Origin of the sequence: Vibrio profundi, from assembly GCF_043642225.1 — a bacterium.
GTDB lineage: Bacteria > Pseudomonadota > Gammaproteobacteria > Enterobacterales > Vibrionaceae > Vibrio > Vibrio profundi_A.
In genome coordinates, this window is sequence record NZ_JBHZSF010000005.1 from 1 (window position 1) to 18,246 (window position 18,246).

An 18,246-nucleotide genomic window follows, 5' to 3' on the forward strand; every position below is an offset into this window, starting at 1 on the left:
TGGTAGTTCAGTTGGTTAGAATACCGGCCTGTCACGCCGGGGGTCGCGGGTTCGAGTCCCGTCCACTCCGCCACTTATTAGAGAAGCCCAAGTCGAAAGACTTGGGCTTTTTTACGTCTGAAGAAAGTACTCCTACGTTTGCTTATCAGCTATTAAAACTTTATCCATCGGTCATATATTTAAGACCTAGTGGTTACTAAATCACGCCCCTGTAAGTTCGATATGAATGGCCAATTCGAATCTAACAGACTACTTTCATTTCGGATTATTAAAGACTTAACGACCACTTACCGCATTAGCTTTCCACACTGGAATGTATCGGTATTGCGATGCTATCGACACTTTAAGCTTGGTTCACTTTCGCAGGAACCCAACAGAATTAGCTGCTAGTAGTTACTTAACCATTTATAACCTTTCTGCCTTATTTCTTACTACTTGTCTTGTTTCAATGCAGCTCTTAAAGAGTGCTTAGGGAGTTTGTTGTTGATTGCGGAGGTTATAAGGGGAGGAATTTATAGGCTTGGAATGTTAGCTATAGATACTATATCTATAGCTGCTGTGAAAGTTTTTAGTAGCAGCAGATGCTGCTACTTTGTTAGTTCTAGTTACTGAGATTTTTCGGTGAGGTTGCTTTCTAATTCTTTCTCCGCTGTTTTCGCCTTTTCAATCATAGGGGTAATCGTTGACCCTTGGATCAAAATAGAGAAAACGACAACGGAGTAGGTCATCACTAGGATTAGCTCTTTTACATCAATCAGTTTGTCAGGAATGACTAGAATCCCTGAAGGTATTGAAAGTGCCATTGCTAAAGCCAATCCTCCACGGAGTCCTCCCCAAGTTAAGATTTTAACGGCCCACGGATTGTAAGTTCGATATTGCTTAAAGCCTATATAGGGAATGAAAACACTTAAATAACGTGCGACTAGAACTAGTGGGATAGCAAAGGCCATTAATATCCAGTCTTCTTTATGGAATTCAAACAGTAGCATAGACATACCGATCAATAAGAATAATACGCCGTTTAGGAATTCATCGACTAACTCCCAGAAGTGATCTAAATGTTCCTCACTTTCCTTTGAAAAGCCAATGAAACGTGTCCAGTTACCAATCATTATCCCTGAAACTACCATTGCTAATGGTCCAGAGACATGGATAACATCGGCAAAGACATAACCTGCAGTTGGTACGCCAATGGTTAACAGTAACTCCATGGAATGATCATTGGTAGAGCTTATTAGGTAGTGAAATAGCAGCCCTAGCGCGAATCCATATACGATGCCCCCAATTGCTTCTTGGAAAAACAAAAATCCGACACTTGAAACGGTTGGGGTTTCAGTACCAAAAGCGATAGTGAAAAGTGTCACAAAGATAACTAAGCCAAAGCCGTCGTTGAAGAGTGACTCTCCTTCAATTTGAGTTGAAATTCGTCTTGGGGCATCGAGTTTTTTTACTATAGCTAAAACTGCTATAGGGTCAGTCGGGGAGATCAGCGAGCCAAATAGTAAACAATAAACAAAATCGAACTGGATCCCTATGAGCTGGCAGAACCCATAAAGCACTCCACCGATAAAGAAGGTTGAGAACAAGGTTGCGCCAAGCGCCAATACTGTAATTTCCCATTTCTGATCTTTTAGGTTTGGTAATTTGATGCCAAGGCCGCCAGCAAAGAGTAAGAAACCAAGAATACCTTTGAGTAGGAAATCTTCGAAGTTAATGCTTGTCATCGTAGAGGTAGCGATTTCGGTCAAATGAAACCAATCGTTTTGTCCTGCGACAAGAATTAATAGTGAGAGCATCATTGCGCCAGCAGTGATTGCAATTGTGGTTTGCATCTTTCCTATCTTGCTATTGACGAAAGCAATTAGCATTGCTGCTGCAGATAGAAAGCAAAGCGTGTAGTAAATGGACATGGCTTACTCTTAAGTGTAAGTAAATATTTCAAAGAATTTTCAGCTTTAGCCGATTAAATAGCAATCATTTTTTGTCATGCTTATGTAAGGCTTTATAGCGCTCCTTTTGTTTATTAAAGCTGTTTTAGACGTCTAGATTTCTACTTTTTATATGGTAGGATGTTTAGATAACTAAAGGAATGAGGCTGTACTGTGGGAAGTAATGTAAAGCAACAGATTGAAACTCAATTAAAAGAAAGAATTTTACTGATCGATGGTGGTATGGGCACCATGATCCAAGATTACAAGCTTGAAGAAAATGACTATCGTGGTGAACGTTTCTCTGACTGGCACTGTGACCTAAAGGGTAATAACGATTTACTTGTCCTTTCTCAGCCTCATATGATTAAGGAAATTCATAGTCAGTATCTAGAAGCTGGCGCAGATATTCTAGAAACGAATACCTTTAACGCGACTACTATTGCGATGGCTGACTATGATATGGAAAGCCTGAGTGAAGAGATTAACTTTGAAGCGGCTAAGCTTGCCCGTGAAGCAGCAGATGAATGGACAGCAAAAACGCCAGAACGTCCTCGTTATGTAGCCGGTGTTCTTGGCCCTACGAACAGAACATGTTCTATTTCACCGGATGTGAATGATCCCGGTTACCGAAATGTGAGCTTTGACGAGCTAGTTGAAGCGTATTCTGAATCTACTCGCGCTTTAATCAGAGGTGGCTCTGACCTTATCCTTATTGAAACCATTTTCGATACGCTGAATGCGAAGGCGTGTGCTTTTGCTGTTGAAACGGTTTTCGAAGAGCTAGACATTAAATTACCGGTAATGATTTCCGGTACGATCACTGATGCATCAGGCCGAACTCTGTCAGGACAAACAACAGAAGCCTTCTATAATGCATTGCGCCACGTTAATCCTATTTCTTTTGGTCTGAACTGTGCGCTTGGGCCTGATGAATTGCGCCCTTATGTCGAAGAGTTATCTCGCATCTCCGAAAGTCACGTCTCAGCTCACCCTAATGCTGGGTTACCTAACGCTTTTGGTGAATATGATTTGTCTCCTGAAGACATGGCTATACATGTCAAGGAGTGGGCAGGAAGCGGATTTTTGAACTTGATTGGCGGCTGTTGTGGTACGACACCTGAACATATTCGTCAGATGGCGCAGGCGGTTGAAGGTGTAAAACCGCGCCAATTACCTGATCTAAAGGTTGCATGTCGCCTATCGGGTTTAGAGCCACTAACCATTGAAAAAGATACTTTATTTATCAATGTCGGCGAACGCACAAATGTCACAGGCTCCGCACGATTTAAGCGTCTGATTAAAGAAGAACTTTACGATGAAGCTCTAGAAGTTGCTCGTCAACAAGTTGAAAATGGCGCTCAAATTATCGACATCAATATGGACGAGGGCATGTTAGATGCTGAAGCATGTATGGTTCGCTTTTTGAACTTATGTGCCTCAGAGCCTGAGATTTCCAAAGTGCCAATTATGGTCGACTCCTCTAAGTGGGAAGTGATTGAAGCGGGTCTGAAGTGTGTTCAAGGTAAAGGTATTGTTAACTCAATTTCTTTGAAAGAAGGGAAAGAGAAGTTTGTTCAGCAAGCTAAACTGATCCGACGCTATGGTGCGGCAGTTATTGTGATGGCTTTTGATAAAGTAGGCCAAGCTGAAACAAGAGAGCGTAAATTAGAAATTTGTACTAATGCGTATCGAATCCTAGTCGACGAAGTAGGCTTCCCGCCAGAAGATATCATTTTTGATCCTAACATCTTTGCTGTCGCGACAGGTATCGAAGAGCACAATAACTACGCTGTAGATTTTATCGAAGCCGTTGCCGATATTAAACGCGACTTGCCACATGCCATGATTTCAGGTGGTGTATCCAACGTATCGTTCTCTTTCCGAGGCAATAACTACGTTCGTGAAGCGATTCATGCGGTATTCCTGTATCACTGTTTTAAGAATGGTATGGACATGGGTATCGTTAATGCGGGCCAGCTTGAGATCTACGATAATGTCCCAGACAAATTACGCGAAGCTGTTGAAGACGTAGTTTTAAATCGCCGTGATGATGGCACTGAACGACTGCTCGATATTGCGCAAGAATACTTAGATAAAGCTGTCGGCAAAGAGGACGATGCGTCCGCACTTGAGTGGCGTACTTGGTCTGTTGAAAAGCGTCTAGAGCACTCTTTGGTCAAAGGTATTACTGAATTTATTGTCGAAGATACTGAAGAAGCTCGCGTCAATGCTGCTAAGCCTATAGAAGTTATCGAAGGCCCATTGATGGATGGCATGAACGTCGTTGGGGATTTGTTTGGTGAAGGGAAAATGTTCCTCCCGCAGGTTGTTAAATCTGCGCGTGTAATGAAACAAGCTGTTGCTCATTTGGAGCCATTCATCAACGCCTCCAAAGCAGCTGGTACTTCTAACGGTAAGATTCTATTAGCCACAGTGAAAGGTGATGTTCACGATATTGGTAAAAATATTGTGGGTGTGGTTCTTCAATGTAATAACTACGAAATTATCGATCTTGGTGTAATGGTTCCATGCGAAAAAATTCTTCAAGTGGCCAAAGAAGAGAACGTGGATATTATTGGTTTGTCGGGTTTGATCACGCCTTCTTTAGATGAGATGGTTCATGTGGCTAAAGAGATGGAGCGTCAAGGATTCAAGTTGCCTTTACTGATAGGTGGCGCGACAACTTCTAAAGCACACACCGCTGTTAAAATTGAGCAGAATTATTCAGAGCCTGTTGTATACGTGAACAATGCTTCTCGTGCTGTGGGTGTATGTACGTCATTGCTATCAGATGAATTAAAGCCTGCTTTTGTTGAAAAACTACAACTTGATTACGATAGAGTACGTGACCAGCATAACCGTAAGACTCCTAGAACTAAGCCAATTACGTTAGAACGTGCACGTGCTAATAAAGTTGCTATTGATTGGGTTAATTACACGCCTCCAGCCCCATTGAAGCCGGGTATTCATGTTTTTGATGACTTTGACGTTGCGACTTTACGTGAGTATATCGATTGGACGCCTTTCTTTATGACTTGGTCATTAATGGGTAAATACCCAGCAATTTTAGATCATGAAGAAGTCGGTGAAGAGGCGAAGCGTTTATTCAAAGATGCGAACGAGTTACTGGATCGAGTCGAGACAGAAAAGCTTCTTGAGGCTCGTGGCATGTGTGCGATGTTCCCAGCAAACAGCGTCGGAGATGATATTGAAGTCTACACCGATGAATCGCGAACAGAAGTATTGAAAGTGCTCCATAATTTACGACAGCAGACTGAGAAGCCAAAAGGCTTTAATTATTGCTTGTCTGATTATGTTGCGCCAAAAGAGAGCGGTAAGGCGGATTGGATTGGTGGATTCGCAGTGACCGGCGGTATTAATGAAAGAGAGCTTGCTGATGTGTATAAAGCGCAGGGCGATGATTATAATGCCATTATGATTCAAGCTGTCGCTGACCGTTTAGCAGAAGCTTTTGCTGAATACTTACACCAAGTGGTCCGAAAAGATATCTGGGGATACGCTCCTGATGAGGAACTGAGTAATGAAGACCTTATTCGAGAGAAGTATCAAGGTATTCGTCCTGCGCCTGGTTATCCGGCTTGTCCTGAACATACCGAGAAAGGCACGCTGTGGGAACTGATGGACGTCGAGAAAACTATCGGGATGTCTTTAACATCTAGTTACGCAATGTGGCCCGGTGCATCGGTATCTGGTATGTATTTCTCTCATCCTGACTCTCGTTACTTTGCTATTGCGCAGATACAGCAAGATCAAGTGGAAAGCTACGCTGATCGTAAAGGGTGGGATATGTTGGAAGCAGAGAAGTGGTTAGGACCAAATATGAATTAGTCCGACTGTGGAGCTTACTGTTCTAAAAAAGGTTGCCGTATAGGCAACCTTTTTTATCTTTAGAGCTTAGAGCTTAGAGCTTAGAGCTTAGAGCTTATTTTTCAAAAAGCTCTTGATGGAGTTTTTGAATAGCCGTTTTAGAAACAGACTCGTGCAGTAAGAAACACAAATTATGCGGACTAGCACCATAGCAGATCATACGAAGGTTAAAGTCTTCTAGCGTACCAAACACATGCTTAGCGTAGCCTTTGCTCTCGCTCATGTTGTTACCAATCAGCGCTACCAGACAAAGGTTGTGCTCGACTTCCACTGTACATAACTCTTCTAGCTCAATTCTAACGGCTTCAGGTAATTCCGGAGCGCCGCCAGAGGTATCCGTTTGATCCAGAGTTAATGAAACGCTGATCTCTGATGTCGTGATAAGATCGATAGAGATCTTATGCTTCGCTAGGATCTCAAAGACTTTTGCTAAGAAACCATAGGCATGGAACATATTGGCGCTGCGTAGCGTGACCATCGTTTGGTTGCAACGTAGTGCTAGTGCTCTGAAGAGTGGGGAGCTTTCGACTTGTTGCCTAATCCAAGTTCCGCCTTTTTCTGGTTCTTTAGAGGAGCCGACAAAAACAGGAATTTGATGGCGAAGTGCTGGAACCAAGGTTGAAGGGTGTAAAATCTTGGCGCCAAAATTGGCCATTTCAGACGCCTCACTAAAGCTAATTTCTGGAATTGGAGATGCTTTAGGAGCGATACGTGGGTCTGTCGTGTAAATACCAGGGACATCCGTCCAGATTTCTAGACCTGCCGCTTGAACGGATTCTGCGATAAGAGCTGCGGAATAATCGCTGCCACCACGGCCTAGTGTTGTTGTGTTACTGTCTTCATCTGAACCGATAAAACCTTGAGTAATGACAACATGATCTTGGCACAGCGGAATCAGTTTTTGTTGCGCCAGTCGAGCGATTTCTTCAAGCTGAGGCTCTGCTTTACCAAAGTTATTACTTGTACGTAGTACTTCTCTGATATCAAACCGAATGGCTGGAATACCACGTTCTCTCATGAGTTGAGCGAGAATATGAGTCGACATTAACTCACCACATGCGACAAGATGATCGGTCAGTTTTTTGCTTGCTTGAAAAGAAGCGGCCTCTGCAGCGCTCGCAACGTTATCAAGAATAGTGTGAACTTCTTTTTCAGCTGCGACAGGATCGGCGAGTTGATCGAGAATAGTATGGTGGATATCAGCGAGTTGACCGAGTAGCTCTTCACGACGAGCTTTATCCTGTACTCCATTCGATAGTTCCACTAGCAGGTTAGTTACACCTGAACATGCACTACTGACGACCAATTTTGTTTGAGAATTTTTTTCAATAATGGCAGCACAACGGCTCATCGCTTCAAAGTTGGCCACACTTGTGCCACCAAATTTTGCAACATTAAACGAGCCAGCAACATTAAGATTGCTCACGACATTTCTCCCACGACTTCCTAAGATAAATTACAGTTGGTAATCCAACATCCAATGTTTGAAGAGAGTTTTAGAGCAAAAAGAGAGGAATTATTTGAATAGTAACCTCAGAAGCTCTTCTCCATATGGAATGGAGACAGTTGGTGGGATTCAGCCCAATCAACCGATAAACAGAAACCTGCATTGACTGTTTACCTCGGCATTGCTCCCCCTGAATGTTTTGTATTGGAAATGAGGTTCCACAAAACATCTACCTGGGCAATGCTCCTCTTCTGCTAGATAGCTATTTCATTGAACGTTTTTGCGGCTAAAAAGTCAATTGATAAAGTGACAGAAAAGTAAAATTATTTTAGCAACTATGTGATGCTGGTTTGACCTGTATACTTTGGGCTAATTGCTGAAGGCGTCAATTTGTTTTAATGTGGTTGTTCACAGAATTGTATGCAAGGAGCACCTATGTCGATCTCAAGTTTTATTCCCCCTCACCGAACTTTAATGGGCCCTGGCCCATCTGATATCTCTCCTCAGGTACTCCAAGCATTAAGCCGTCCAACTATTGGCCATTTAGACCCTCTTTTTATTGGAATGATGGATGAGCTAAAGCAGTTACTTAAGTATGCATTCCAAACGGAAAATGAGTTCACGATTGCGGTCTCTGCGCCAGGTAGTGCAGGGATGGAAACGTGCTTTGTAAACTTGATTGAGCCTGGTGAAAAGGTGCTTGTCTGCCGTAATGGCGTATTTGGTGAGCGAATGCGTGAGAATGTAGTTCGTTGCGGCGGCGAGGCGATTATTGTTGATGACGAATGGGGCGATCCGGTATCGGTCAGTAAAGTTGAACAAGCGCTTCAACAACACCCAGATATTGCGGTCGTTGCGTTTGTTCACGCTGAGACTTCGACAGGTGCCTTGTCTGATGCAAAAGCGATTGCTGAGATAGCGAGAGAGCATAACGCGCTCACTATCGTGGATGCCGTGACTTCCCTTGGTGGAGTTCCACTGCTGGTGGATGAGTGGAAGCTAGATGCCGTCTACTCCGGTAGTCAAAAGTGCTTATCATGCGTGCCTGGTCTTTCTCCTGTAACGCTTTCAGAAAAAGCGGTGGATAAAATCAAAGCCCGCAAAACTCCAGTTCAAAGCTGGTTCTTAGATCAAAGCTTAGTGTTGGGGTATTGGAGTGGTGAGGGCAAGCGTAGCTACCATCATACTGCGCCTGTTAACAGTTTATATGCACTGCATGAATCCCTGGTTATTTTAAAAAATGAAGGTTTAGAGAGTGCGTGGGCAAGGCATAAAGCTATGCACAATAAGTTAAAAATAGGCTTGGAAAAACTGGGCTTTAGCTTTGTGGTTGATGAGGCAAGTCGATTACCACAACTTAATGCTATTTATGTGCCTGAAGGAATAGACGAGGCTGCCGTTCGTACTCATTTGTTGGAAGAGTACAACCTAGAAATTGGTGCTGGCTTGGGAGCACTAGCAGGAAAAGCTTGGCGGATAGGTTTAATGGGATATGGCGCACGTAGTGAAAATGTATCCTTATGTTTAAGGGCGCTGGAAGAATCATTGAATTAGTTAAAAGGGAGGCAAAATTGCCTCCCTTTTTTATTGAGCTTTCGACGCTGATGAATTAGCGGCAGATGCCTTTTTGTACTGAACTTTAGAAAAGTCTTTGTTAGGGAAAAGAAACTCAGCTTCAGTGCGAATTTGCTCGGCTCGACTAGTGTCCCCTAGTCCTTGATAAGCCAATATTAAGTTGCTGTAAAAGGCTGGGCGAGGTTTCGTTTTGATTATCTCCAATGACCAATCAACATAAGGTTGGATAAGTTTTGGATCTCCGCTATATAAACCGATATTTAAGTAGGTGCTATAAACATCCCAATCGAATCGGTCTTTCCAAACAACCGGGTTGGTAACTTGATTGAGTAGGTCTGGGTTTTTCGGTTTAGACTGTTCAAATTTTGTCAGTACATAGTTCGTATGTAACGCACTTAGCATGTAAAAAGAGGTGATGATTGGCAGTACTAAGCTCATAACGCGGAACAAAGTTTTACTGATAATACTGAAGTTTTGGGTTGAGTGTGCTGAGGCTCGCTGGTCGACCCAATACAATAACGTTACAAAAGTAATCCAATGAATTGCAGAGTGATAAAAAGGATACTCGAGTTGAGAGTGCAAGGTAATTGGAATAAATAGCGCAAACATCGCTAAGCGAGTGCCTTTATTGGCACTCATAATTCGAGATAACACGATAAAAGCCGCCAGTAAGATCCCGATGATTGGCACAATACCACCTTCGACTCCCCAATAGAGTAGCTCATTATGAGGGTGATCCATAGAAGGCAAGCCTGGGTGGTAGCTGCTATTTAATTGATGTTGGCGAGCCGTATAAAGAATGTATGCAGATTCAAACTTTCCGTATCCATATCCTGTAAATGGTTTTTCGGTGAGCATATCGAGTGATTGGGAGTACATATAATCACGTGGCCCACTTAAATCGGTTTTCTTTTCCGCGAGGCTGGTGCCCCCATCGACTGATTGGTAAGACAGTATGGATAGTCCAACGACCCCCCCCAATACACAGGAAGAAATCCAACCAATGACACGCTTATTTGTTGAGAAACGATATAAGTACGGAAGAATACAGATTGTGCCAAGAGTCGCAGCTATCCAACCTGTTCGCGATGCCAATACGATCAGCAAAGGAACCGTTAGCAAAGGTAGAATATAAAGTAAGGTGACTTTGCTGAGCTTGTGGTTGTATTTATGTGGTTGCCTTGCTAATAAATATGCGGAAGTAACTAAGCCTGTCGCAAGGAAGCTGGCCATGACATTGGGCTGCTGAAAGATACCATAAGGGCGGTTAGCAACCGTGTTGTAGCCAAATATGTTACTAGGCTCTAATAAGAAATATTGCCAATAGCCAAAGAGAGCTTGGAGCGTGACTGCCAAAACAATAAACCAAAGTAAGCGTTGTTTTTGACTGTTAGTAAAATGAAACTGCTGTAGAACAACGAAGAAGATAAACCCAGCCCAGAGCCCCAATAACCGACCACTGACCGCATGGATGTCGGCGTTGGAATACAAGGTTGGCAATGTCAGAATCATACAGCTAATCAATAGCCCTATGGTGAGCTTTGAGTAACGCAGATATCGATTAGTGGCTAGCTGATAAAAACCGATAGCTAGTGCAATACTAAGGCTCAGCCATGTCGCTGGGTTGAATGAAAGTGCGAGCCCTGCTCCTCCGGGATTCGGCATAAAAAAGTGCATTGCTAGTAAGAAAGTAGTTCCTACTAGGAAAAGAAACGGTTTATTTAATGGCAACCGTGCTTGCGTCTGGGCGAGTTGGGTTCCGCTAGTATGTATTGTTGCCATATAAAAAGTTCCTGAAAGAAAAAGGGCTTACTATGAATAAGTAAGCCCGACCATTTTAGCGTTTTTTGTTACTTTAACATAGGTTTAAGAAACCTTGCGGTATGCGACCCTTCGACTAACGACACATCTTCAGGGGTGCCAGATGCAATAATTTCACCGCCACCTTGGCCCCCTTCTGGCCCCAAGTCGATGATCCAGTCGGCTGTTTTGATCACGTCTAAGTTATGCTCGATGACCACTACGGTATTACCGTGGTCACGTAACCGGTGTAAAACGGTCAGCAACTGCTGAATATCATGGAAGTGTAGCCCTGTTGTTGGCTCATCTAGAATATAGAGAGTTTTACCTGTATCTCTTTTAGACAGCTCTCGAGCCAATTTTACCCGCTGAGCTTCACCGCCAGACAACGTAGTCGCTGCTTGCCCTAAGCGAATATAGGAAAGTCCAACATCCATTAATGTTTGAAGCTTTCTCGCAATCACAGGTACAGGATCGAAGAAAGAACGTGCGTCTTCAACAGTCATCTCTAGCACTTCATCGATAGTTTTCCCTTTATAGCGGACTTCTAATGTCTCACGGTTATATCGCTTTCCTTTACAGACATCACATGGGACGTATACATCAGGCAAGAAGTGCATCTCTACTTTGATGACGCCATCTCCCTGACAAGCTTCACAACGTCCCCCTCTAACGTTGAAGCTAAATCGCCCTGGCTTGTAGCCTCTCGAACGGGCTTCTTGAGTACCAGAAAATAGCTCCCGTATTGGAGTGAAAATACCGGTGTAGGTCGCTGGGTTTGATCTTGGAGTTCGGCCTATAGGACTTTGATCAATATCGATGACTTTATCGAAATGCTCTAATCCTTTTATCTTTTGATAAGGTGCCGGTACTGCCGTAGTCGCTCCATTTAATTGTGTGTGGGCGACTTTAAAGAAAGTATCGTTTATGAGTGTCGATTTACCCGACCCAGAAACACCTGTAATGCAACTAAACAAGCCGACAGGAATGGTTGCGGTGATTTCTTTTAGGTTGTTGCCAGTGGCGCCGATGATCTCGACGACTTTTTTCTTATTGATAGGCGTTCGTTCTTGTGGCACTGAAATTTCTTTTTTACCACTCAAATACTGACCCGTAAGAGACTCCGGTGACGCAAGAATGTCTTCCATTGTGCCTTCAGCCACAACTTGCCCACCGTGAACCCCTGCGCCTGGGCCGATATCAATAACATGATCCGCACATCGGATAGCATCTTCATCGTGTTCAACGACTAACACGGTATTACCTAAATCACGAAGGTGAACGAGCGTTTTTAATAAGCGTTCATTGTCACGTTGGTGTAAACCAATAGATGGCTCATCAAGTACATACATTACTCCGACAAGGCCTGCTCCTATTTGGCTCGCCAAACGAATACGCTGAGCTTCACCACCAGATAGCGTTTCAGCGCTTCGAGATAAGTTCAGGTAATTAAGACCGACGTTGACTAGGAAATGCAGGCGATCATTAATTTCTTTCATGACCTTTTCAGCAATTTGTGCTCGTTGGCCTTCAAGTTTTAGTGATTGGAAGAAGTGGAGTGCATCCGCAATACTCAATTCAACGACTTCAGGAAGTGCGGTATCACCAATAAACACATTACGAGCTTCAACTCGTAATCTTGTTCCATCACAGCTAGAGCAGGATTTTGTGGAGATGTACTTTGCTAAATCTTCTCGAACTGCATTCGATTCAGTATCACGATATCGGCGTTCTAAAGTGTTGAGAATACCTTCAAATGGATGTCGTTTAACTCGAATGTCACCACGATCATTGATGTACTTAAATTCAATTTCAGTTCGACCTGATCCCTTTAAAATAATCTCTTTTGTTTTCTTTGCTAGGCTCTTAAACGGCGCATATAGATCAAACTTATAGTGCTCTGCTAGAGAAGTTAGCATTTGGAAGTAATAGTAATTCTTCTGATCCCAACCTTTAACAGCGCCTTCTGCGATACTTAAAGATTCATCTAAAATGACGCGACTTGGGTCAAAATATTGTTGTACACCTAAGCCATCACAGGTGCCACAAGCCCCTGCTGGGTTGTTAAACGAAAACAGTCTTGGTTCAAGTTCTTGCATGCTGTAACCGCAATGACTACAGGCAAAATTAGCTGAAAATACGATTTCGTCTTTTTGAGCGTCGTCCATCCAACTAACGACAGCGATTCCGCCTGATAACTCGAGAGTGGTTTCAAATGATTCCGCTAGACGTTGCTGAAGATCTGGTCGAACTTTAAAGCGATCGACGACTACTTCAATGGTATGTTTCTTATGCAGCTCTAAAGCTGGTGGATCGGAAAGATCGCAGGTTTCCCCATCTATACGAGCGCGGATAAAACCCTGCGCAGCTAAGTTTTCAAGAGTTTTAACATGTTCCCCTTTACGCTCTTTCACTATTGGAGCCAGAAGCATCATTTTTGAGCCTTCTGGTAGCTCAAGAACTTTATCTACCATTTGACTAATGGTTTGAGCTGCTAGCGGAGTGTGATGATCAGGACAGCGAGGCTCGCCAACTCGTGCATATAAAAGCCTTAGGTAATCGTAGACTTCGGTGATAGTGCCGACGGTAGAACGAGGGTTGTGCGAGGTGGACTTCTGCTCAATAGAAATAGCAGGTGATAGTCCTTCAATATGGTCAACATCAGGCTTTTCCATCAAAGACAAAAACTGACGAGCATAAGCTGAAAGTGACTCGACATAACGTCTTTGTCCTTCGGCGTATAAAGTATCGAATGCGAGTGACGATTTACCTGAACCTGAAAGTCCTGTAATAACAATGAGTTTGTCTCGAGGTATTGTTAAATTCACATCTTTTAGGTTATGCGTTCTTGCGCCTCTAACTTCTATTTTGTCCATCTCTGCTGACCATGTAATTTTCAGTGGAATAAGTATTACATAGTGTGAGTTTTGTGCAAAGAAAATACTGGATAAAAAAACAGTTATAAAAAAGGCGCTCTAGTTAGAGCGCCTTTCTATATTGCTTCGCCTTACAACTCTTTTTTTGTGGAGTGCTTATCGAGCTCAACTTTCTGTTCGTCTTTTTGGTAAAGGTTTTCGAAGCAGTAATTGGTTGCTTCAATATATCCTTCGACGCTACCACAATCAAAACGTTGACCTTTGAATTTGTATGCGAGCACACAGCCAGATTTTGCCTGCTTGAGCAGAGCATCGGTAATTTGGATCTCTCCACCTTTCCCTGGTTCGGTCTGTTCAATTAGTTCGAAGATATCTGGCGTTAGAATGTAGCGGCCGATAATCGCGAGATTACTTGGAGCTGTGCCTTGCTCTGGTTTTTCTACCATATCATCAACGCGGTACAGGTCGTCTTTGATCATCTCACCAGAGATGACACCGTATTTGTGAGTTTCATCTTCTGGTACTTCTTGAACTGCCACGATTGAGCAACGGAATTGTTTATAAAGAGCGACCATTTGAGCCAATACGCCTTGCTCTTCGTTTACGCATAAGTCGTCAGCAAGTACTACCGCAAAAGGTTCATCTCCAACTAACTCACGTCCGGTTAAAATGGCATGCCCTAAGCCTTTCATCTCGCGTTGGCGAATGTAAGTAAAGTTTGCGGAGTCGATGATTTCACGGATATCGACCAGCAACTCTTCTTTGTTGGTTCCGTTAATTTGATGTTCTAACTCATAGTTTTTATCGAAGTGATCCATAATCGAATGTTTGCCACGGCCTGTAACAATACACATGCCAGTCATACCAGCATCAATGGCTTCTTCTACGCCGTACTCGATAAGAGGTTTGTTCACAACGGGCATCATTTCTTTAGGCATCGATTTGGTTGCCGGTAAAAAGCGAGTGCCGTAGCCAGCTGCCGGGAATAGGCATTTTTTGATCATGGTTTGACCTTTATAAGTTTTAAGTAATTTATCTTACGTAACTTTATCATGCCCTAAGTGAAAAAATCATTAACCGTGGATTGCTATTTTTGCGTAACTCTCATTTTCAAACCTAAGACAAAAGATTTTGATTTGCCCAAGCGATCGCTTGCACTCGGTTTTTGACAGCGAGCTTTTTGAATATTTGGTATAGATGAGACTTAATCGTAAATTCACTAATAAACAAATCGTCAGCCATTTGAGTATTGGAAGAGCCAGATTGCAAACATCTAAGCACTTCAAGCTCTCGTATTGTGAGATCAACATTAGTCGGTGTTGTGTTGGTATCGACAAGGCCTCGGTAATAATAAAGTAATTGGCTTGCGACATTACGAGGAAGCCAATTGTGTCCATCAATCACAGCTTCTATGCCTTTGACCACTTGCTCGTGTTTTTCATTTCGGTAGAAGAGGGCTTTTAACACTCCTAAATTCACTAATTCGTCGGTGGTTAGCCGGTTTTCGACATTAAATGCGATGATTTCGTAATTTTTCCATGCCACTGGAAGGTTAGGGTGGTGGTTGATTAAGTTATCAAACTGACGATAGTCGACGAGCAAAATTCGATTGCGGTGCTTTTTATTGATGCACAAAAGCTCATCGGGGGTAATGAAGTGAATGTCGATGCGTGTTTTTTCTCGCAGCTGGTTGATGTGGAGATAATTTTGGTTGGGGTCCAAACAAAGAAAATGAAGTGTTCTTTTATAACTTGATGATTTCATTTGTTCACCTGTAATTAAAGTTGAGGTGAAACTCTCTCATTGCCTAGAGTTAGCCACTATATTCAACATGATGTATTGCGTTGAATATCAATTCTTAACGTAAATATGTGGTTTGTAAGTTGCGAAAAAAGTATTACCGCTCTGAAAGTCATGAATTGTTACGCTTTTATTCTTTAGCCATAATCAAGATAAGGATAGCGATTTGTAACCGCGATAAAGCGTGTTATTCTTATGCGCTAAAATTTTTAAGACACGTATGAATTGAGACGGAGCAAATCATGGCGAGCCGTGGAGTAAACAAAGTTATATTAGTGGGCAACCTAGGTAATGACCCAGAAATTCGCTATATGCCTAATGGTGGCGCAGTAGCGAATATTACGATTGCCACGTCAGAATCATGGCGTGACAAAGCGACTGGTGAACAGCGCGAAAAAACAGAATGGCATCGTGTTGCTCTGTTTGGCAAATTGGCTGAAGTGGCGGGTGAGTACTTACGTAAAGGCTCTCAAGTATACATCGAAGGCCAATTACAAACTCGTAAGTGGCAAGATCAGAGTGGTCAAGATCGCTACACAACTGAAGTAGTTGTTCAAGGTTTTAATGGCGTGATGCAAATGCTAGGTGGACGTGCTCAAGGTGGCGCTCCAGCTCAGGGTGGTATGGGACAACAGCAAGGTGGATGGGGACAACCTCAGCAACCTGCGGTTCAACAAGCTCCTCAACAGCAGCAACCTCAGCAATTTAATAATGCTCCAGCTCAGCAGCAGGCTCCGCAACAAGCACAGCCGCAATACAACGAGCCACCAATGGACTTCGATGACGATATTCCATTTTAAGCAGCTTTGAAGAAACCGCGTTTTACGCGGTTTTTTTTATCATTCAGTAACAGTTAACGCTTTGTTTACAATTACATTATATAGTATAAGTAGTGATACGGTATAAAGTGAGTTGAAAAGGATTTCGTTATTCATGAGATATACCCCTACCTTAAAGTTAAGTACACGCTTAGTCGCTTTTGTTACCGTCATCGTGATTAGTGCGATGTTTATCTTATTCATTGGCGGAACGCTGTCATTTAAGCGAATCGGTCAAGAATATTTGAACCATTATTTGGTTGGCATTGTGGAAGTGGTTGATAAGGAAATGGAAGATCCTGACGCCGCTTATTCTATGCAACGCTGGATGCCGAAAATGCTTCAGGCGAGTAATATCGTTGAAATGAAGCTTTCGAACTCTGCGGGTATTGTTTACCGGTTTAAAGATACCTCTCCTCAAATCGATCCCCACTTACTGTATGAACAATCCTTTAATCTTGAGAGGAATAACGGTTATTTCATTGAGTTTAAAGCTCTTCCTCCCTATATCGGTTATAACTACTCGCTAGAGGCGCTTTGGTCGATCACTTTAGCCGTCGCACTCGTGATTTTCTGTTTAGTTAGAGGGGTTCATTGGTTAAAAGAGCAATTGATGGGCTCTGAGCTCCTTGAAGAGAGAGGGCGAATGATCTTGGCTGGGCAAGTTGAGCCGTTCGCCAAAGGAGATCATCGAGAGTGGCCATATACCGCTAGTGAAGCTTTAGATGTCTTGATTGAAGAATTGCAAGACGCTCGGCAAGAAAGAAGCCGGTTTGACACCTTTATTCGCACTCAAACCTTCCTTGATAAATTAACCGGTACCGCAAATAGAGTGTTGTTTGACAATAAGCTTGAGTCGGCTCTACATGAAAGCGGTGCTCGTGGTGGCATTCTTTTGGTACGCATTGAGGAGTGGGAGCAAGTCATTGAAACTAATGACAAAGAAACCTGCGATAATTTCATTATTGAAGTGGGAGAAGTACTCTCTAATATAGTCCAGCGCTACCCTGATGTGATTTTCTCTCGTTACTATGATGCTGATTTTGCAGTGTTTATTCCGCACCAAGGTGCAAAAGACATTTCGAACTTGGCTAACCAATGTTTAAAGCAAATTGAGAGAGTCTCTCCACCAAATCCGCTTGAGAAAGATAACTGGTGTCACATTGGCGTATCCATGTACAGCGAAGGTGAGCGCCACAGTCAAATTATGGACGAAGCGGAGACGGCACTGAAAAGTGCTCAATTGCAAAAGTTGAATAACTGGAGTCGTTTCCCTAAACAAACTCGTAATGAAATGGAAAGAGGCAGTGTCCGTTGGAGAACATTACTGGACAAAGCGTTGCTCCCTGAAAATCTTATTTTATTTACTCAACCTTGTTTTGTCACAAAGCCAGGGCAGGGGACGAATGAGCTGCACAGAGAAGTCTTTGTGAGAATTACGGATCCAGATAAAGGGGTAATAAAAGCTTCACGATTTATGGCGGCCGTTGAACAAGTTGGGTATGAATCGCAAATGGATAGAGCTTTGCTCAAAGTTTTACTGCAACATATGAAAGATTCAAGGCAATCAATATGCTACTCTATTAACTTAAATGTCACTCCGTTTGCCAACAAGCAGTATTTCAAATGGTTTAGGGATGAGTTGTTGCAAATCCCGATCAAAAATCGCCAGTATTTGAGCTTTGAATTTTCAGAAGGACGTCTCGTCACGCACCTTGATTATATGAGGCCCGTCGTGAGAATGATATCTGGGCTAGGTTGCAAGGTTATTGTGGGGCAAGCCGGTCGTACGATTGTGAGCACGCACTATATAAAAGATTTGAAAGTCGATTACATTAAACTGCACCGTAGCTTGATTAAACGCATTGATAGAAGGCATGAAAATCAATTGTTTGTCAGCAGTATTATTGGTGCTTGTGGGGACTCTGATACCCAAGTTATTGCGGTCGGGGTTGAAACTAAGCAAGAGCAGAGTGCATTACAGGAACTTGGCATTTTAGGGTATCAAGGTCGATACTTAGCTCCAGAAACGCAAATTATACCTCCACCTAAAGCGGAATCGGTCGTGAAAATAGGTAGAAGAAATCGATGGCGAAAAAACAGTAGTTAAA

Annotated in this window: 10 protein-coding genes and 1 riboswitch; of the genes, 4 read left to right on the forward strand and 6 right to left on the reverse strand. The window is 42.9% G+C overall.

Annotation, left to right across the window (positions count from 1 at the left end; genetic code table 11):
- Positions 1 to 605 precede the first annotated feature (605 nt).
- Positions 606 to 1,910: a cation:proton antiporter gene (locus ACHUFI_RS09840; RefSeq protein WP_394248645.1), complete on the reverse strand. Its 1,305-nt coding sequence runs from the start codon at positions 1,908 to 1,910 to the stop codon at positions 606 to 608.
- Between the two features lie 192 nt (positions 1,911 to 2,102).
- Here ACHUFI_RS09840 and metH point away from each other — a divergent pair, with 192 nt between their 5' ends.
- A complete protein-coding gene (gene metH / locus ACHUFI_RS09845) occupies positions 2,103 to 5,780 on the forward strand; it encodes a methionine synthase (protein WP_394248647.1) in 3,678 nt (1,225 codons plus the stop codon).
- Between the two features lie 94 nt (positions 5,781 to 5,874).
- Here metH and lysC read toward each other — a convergent pair whose 3' ends face one another.
- Complete coding sequence (gene lysC / locus ACHUFI_RS09850) at positions 5,875 to 7,245, reverse strand: lysine-sensitive aspartokinase 3 (protein WP_394248649.1); 1,371 nt, start codon at positions 7,243 to 7,245, stop codon at positions 5,875 to 5,877.
- A 103-nt stretch (positions 7,246 to 7,348) separates the two neighbouring features.
- A riboswitch (Lysine riboswitch) is annotated at positions 7,349 to 7,525 on the reverse strand.
- Between the two features lie 176 nt (positions 7,526 to 7,701).
- Here lysC and ACHUFI_RS09855 point away from each other — a divergent pair.
- Positions 7,702 to 8,820 (forward strand): pyridoxal-phosphate-dependent aminotransferase family protein, encoded by a 1,119-nt coding sequence (locus ACHUFI_RS09855; protein WP_394248651.1) that lies wholly within the window; start codon positions 7,702 to 7,704, stop codon positions 8,818 to 8,820.
- A 30-nt stretch (positions 8,821 to 8,850) separates the two neighbouring features.
- On the opposite strand, the gene ACHUFI_RS09860 is transcribed toward ACHUFI_RS09855, so the two are convergent.
- The 4 genes from ACHUFI_RS09860 to ACHUFI_RS09875 form a co-directional block, all read right to left on the reverse strand.
- Entirely contained in the window at positions 8,851 to 10,623 is a 1,773-nt protein-coding gene (locus ACHUFI_RS09860; RefSeq protein ID WP_394248653.1) for a PglL family O-oligosaccharyltransferase, read from the reverse strand.
- Positions 10,624 to 10,691: 68 nt separating this feature from the next.
- Positions 10,692 to 13,517 carry an excinuclease ABC subunit UvrA gene (gene uvrA, locus ACHUFI_RS09865; RefSeq protein WP_394248655.1) on the reverse strand — a complete coding sequence of 942 codons (2,826 nt, stop codon included), beginning with the start codon at positions 13,515 to 13,517 and terminating at the stop codon, positions 10,692 to 10,694.
- 131 nt (positions 13,518 to 13,648) lie between these two features.
- Entirely contained in the window at positions 13,649 to 14,521 is an 873-nt protein-coding gene (galU, locus tag ACHUFI_RS09870; protein WP_394248657.1) for a UTP--glucose-1-phosphate uridylyltransferase GalU, read from the reverse strand.
- A gap of 112 nt (positions 14,522 to 14,633) precedes the next feature.
- Positions 14,634 to 15,281: a LuxR C-terminal-related transcriptional regulator gene (locus ACHUFI_RS09875; RefSeq protein ID WP_394248659.1), complete on the reverse strand. Its 648-nt coding sequence runs from the start codon at positions 15,279 to 15,281 to the stop codon at positions 14,634 to 14,636.
- A gap of 278 nt (positions 15,282 to 15,559) precedes the next feature.
- Between ACHUFI_RS09875 and ACHUFI_RS09880 the strand changes: the two genes are divergently transcribed.
- Together ACHUFI_RS09880 and csrD are read left to right on the forward strand one after the other, a co-directional pair.
- Positions 15,560 to 16,117: a single-stranded DNA-binding protein gene (locus ACHUFI_RS09880; protein WP_394248661.1), complete on the forward strand. Its 558-nt coding sequence runs from the start codon at positions 15,560 to 15,562 to the stop codon at positions 16,115 to 16,117.
- 133 nt (positions 16,118 to 16,250) lie between these two features.
- A complete protein-coding gene (gene csrD, locus ACHUFI_RS09885) occupies positions 16,251 to 18,245 on the forward strand; it encodes an RNase E specificity factor CsrD (RefSeq protein WP_394248663.1) in 1,995 nt (664 codons plus the stop codon).
- Position 18,246: the final 1 nt, after the last annotated feature.

What these genes read in the sequence shown, in the direction of transcription:
- ACHUFI_RS09840 (WP_394248645.1), bottom strand. Translation starts at nt 1,910, where the DNA reads ATGTCCATTTACTACACGCTTTGCTTTCTATCTGCAGCAGCAATGCTA.
- ACHUFI_RS09855 (WP_394248651.1), top strand. Translation starts at nt 7,702, where the DNA reads ATGTCGATCTCAAGTTTTATTCCCCCTCACCGAACTTTAATGGGCCCT.
- ACHUFI_RS09860 (WP_394248653.1), bottom strand. Translation starts at nt 10,623, where the DNA reads ATGGCAACAATACATACTAGCGGAACCCAACTCGCCCAGACGCAAGCA.
- uvrA (WP_394248655.1), bottom strand. Translation starts at nt 13,517, where the DNA reads ATGGACAAAATAGAAGTTAGAGGCGCAAGAACGCATAACCTAAAAGAT.
- galU (WP_394248657.1), bottom strand. Translation starts at nt 14,521, where the DNA reads ATGATCAAAAAATGCCTATTCCCGGCAGCTGGCTACGGCACTCGCTTT.
- ACHUFI_RS09875 (WP_394248659.1), bottom strand. Translation starts at nt 15,281, where the DNA reads ATGAAATCATCAAGTTATAAAAGAACACTTCATTTTCTTTGTTTGGAC.
- ACHUFI_RS09880 (WP_394248661.1), top strand. Translation starts at nt 15,560, where the DNA reads ATGGCGAGCCGTGGAGTAAACAAAGTTATATTAGTGGGCAACCTAGGT.
- csrD (WP_394248663.1), top strand. Translation starts at nt 16,251, where the DNA reads ATGAGATATACCCCTACCTTAAAGTTAAGTACACGCTTAGTCGCTTTT.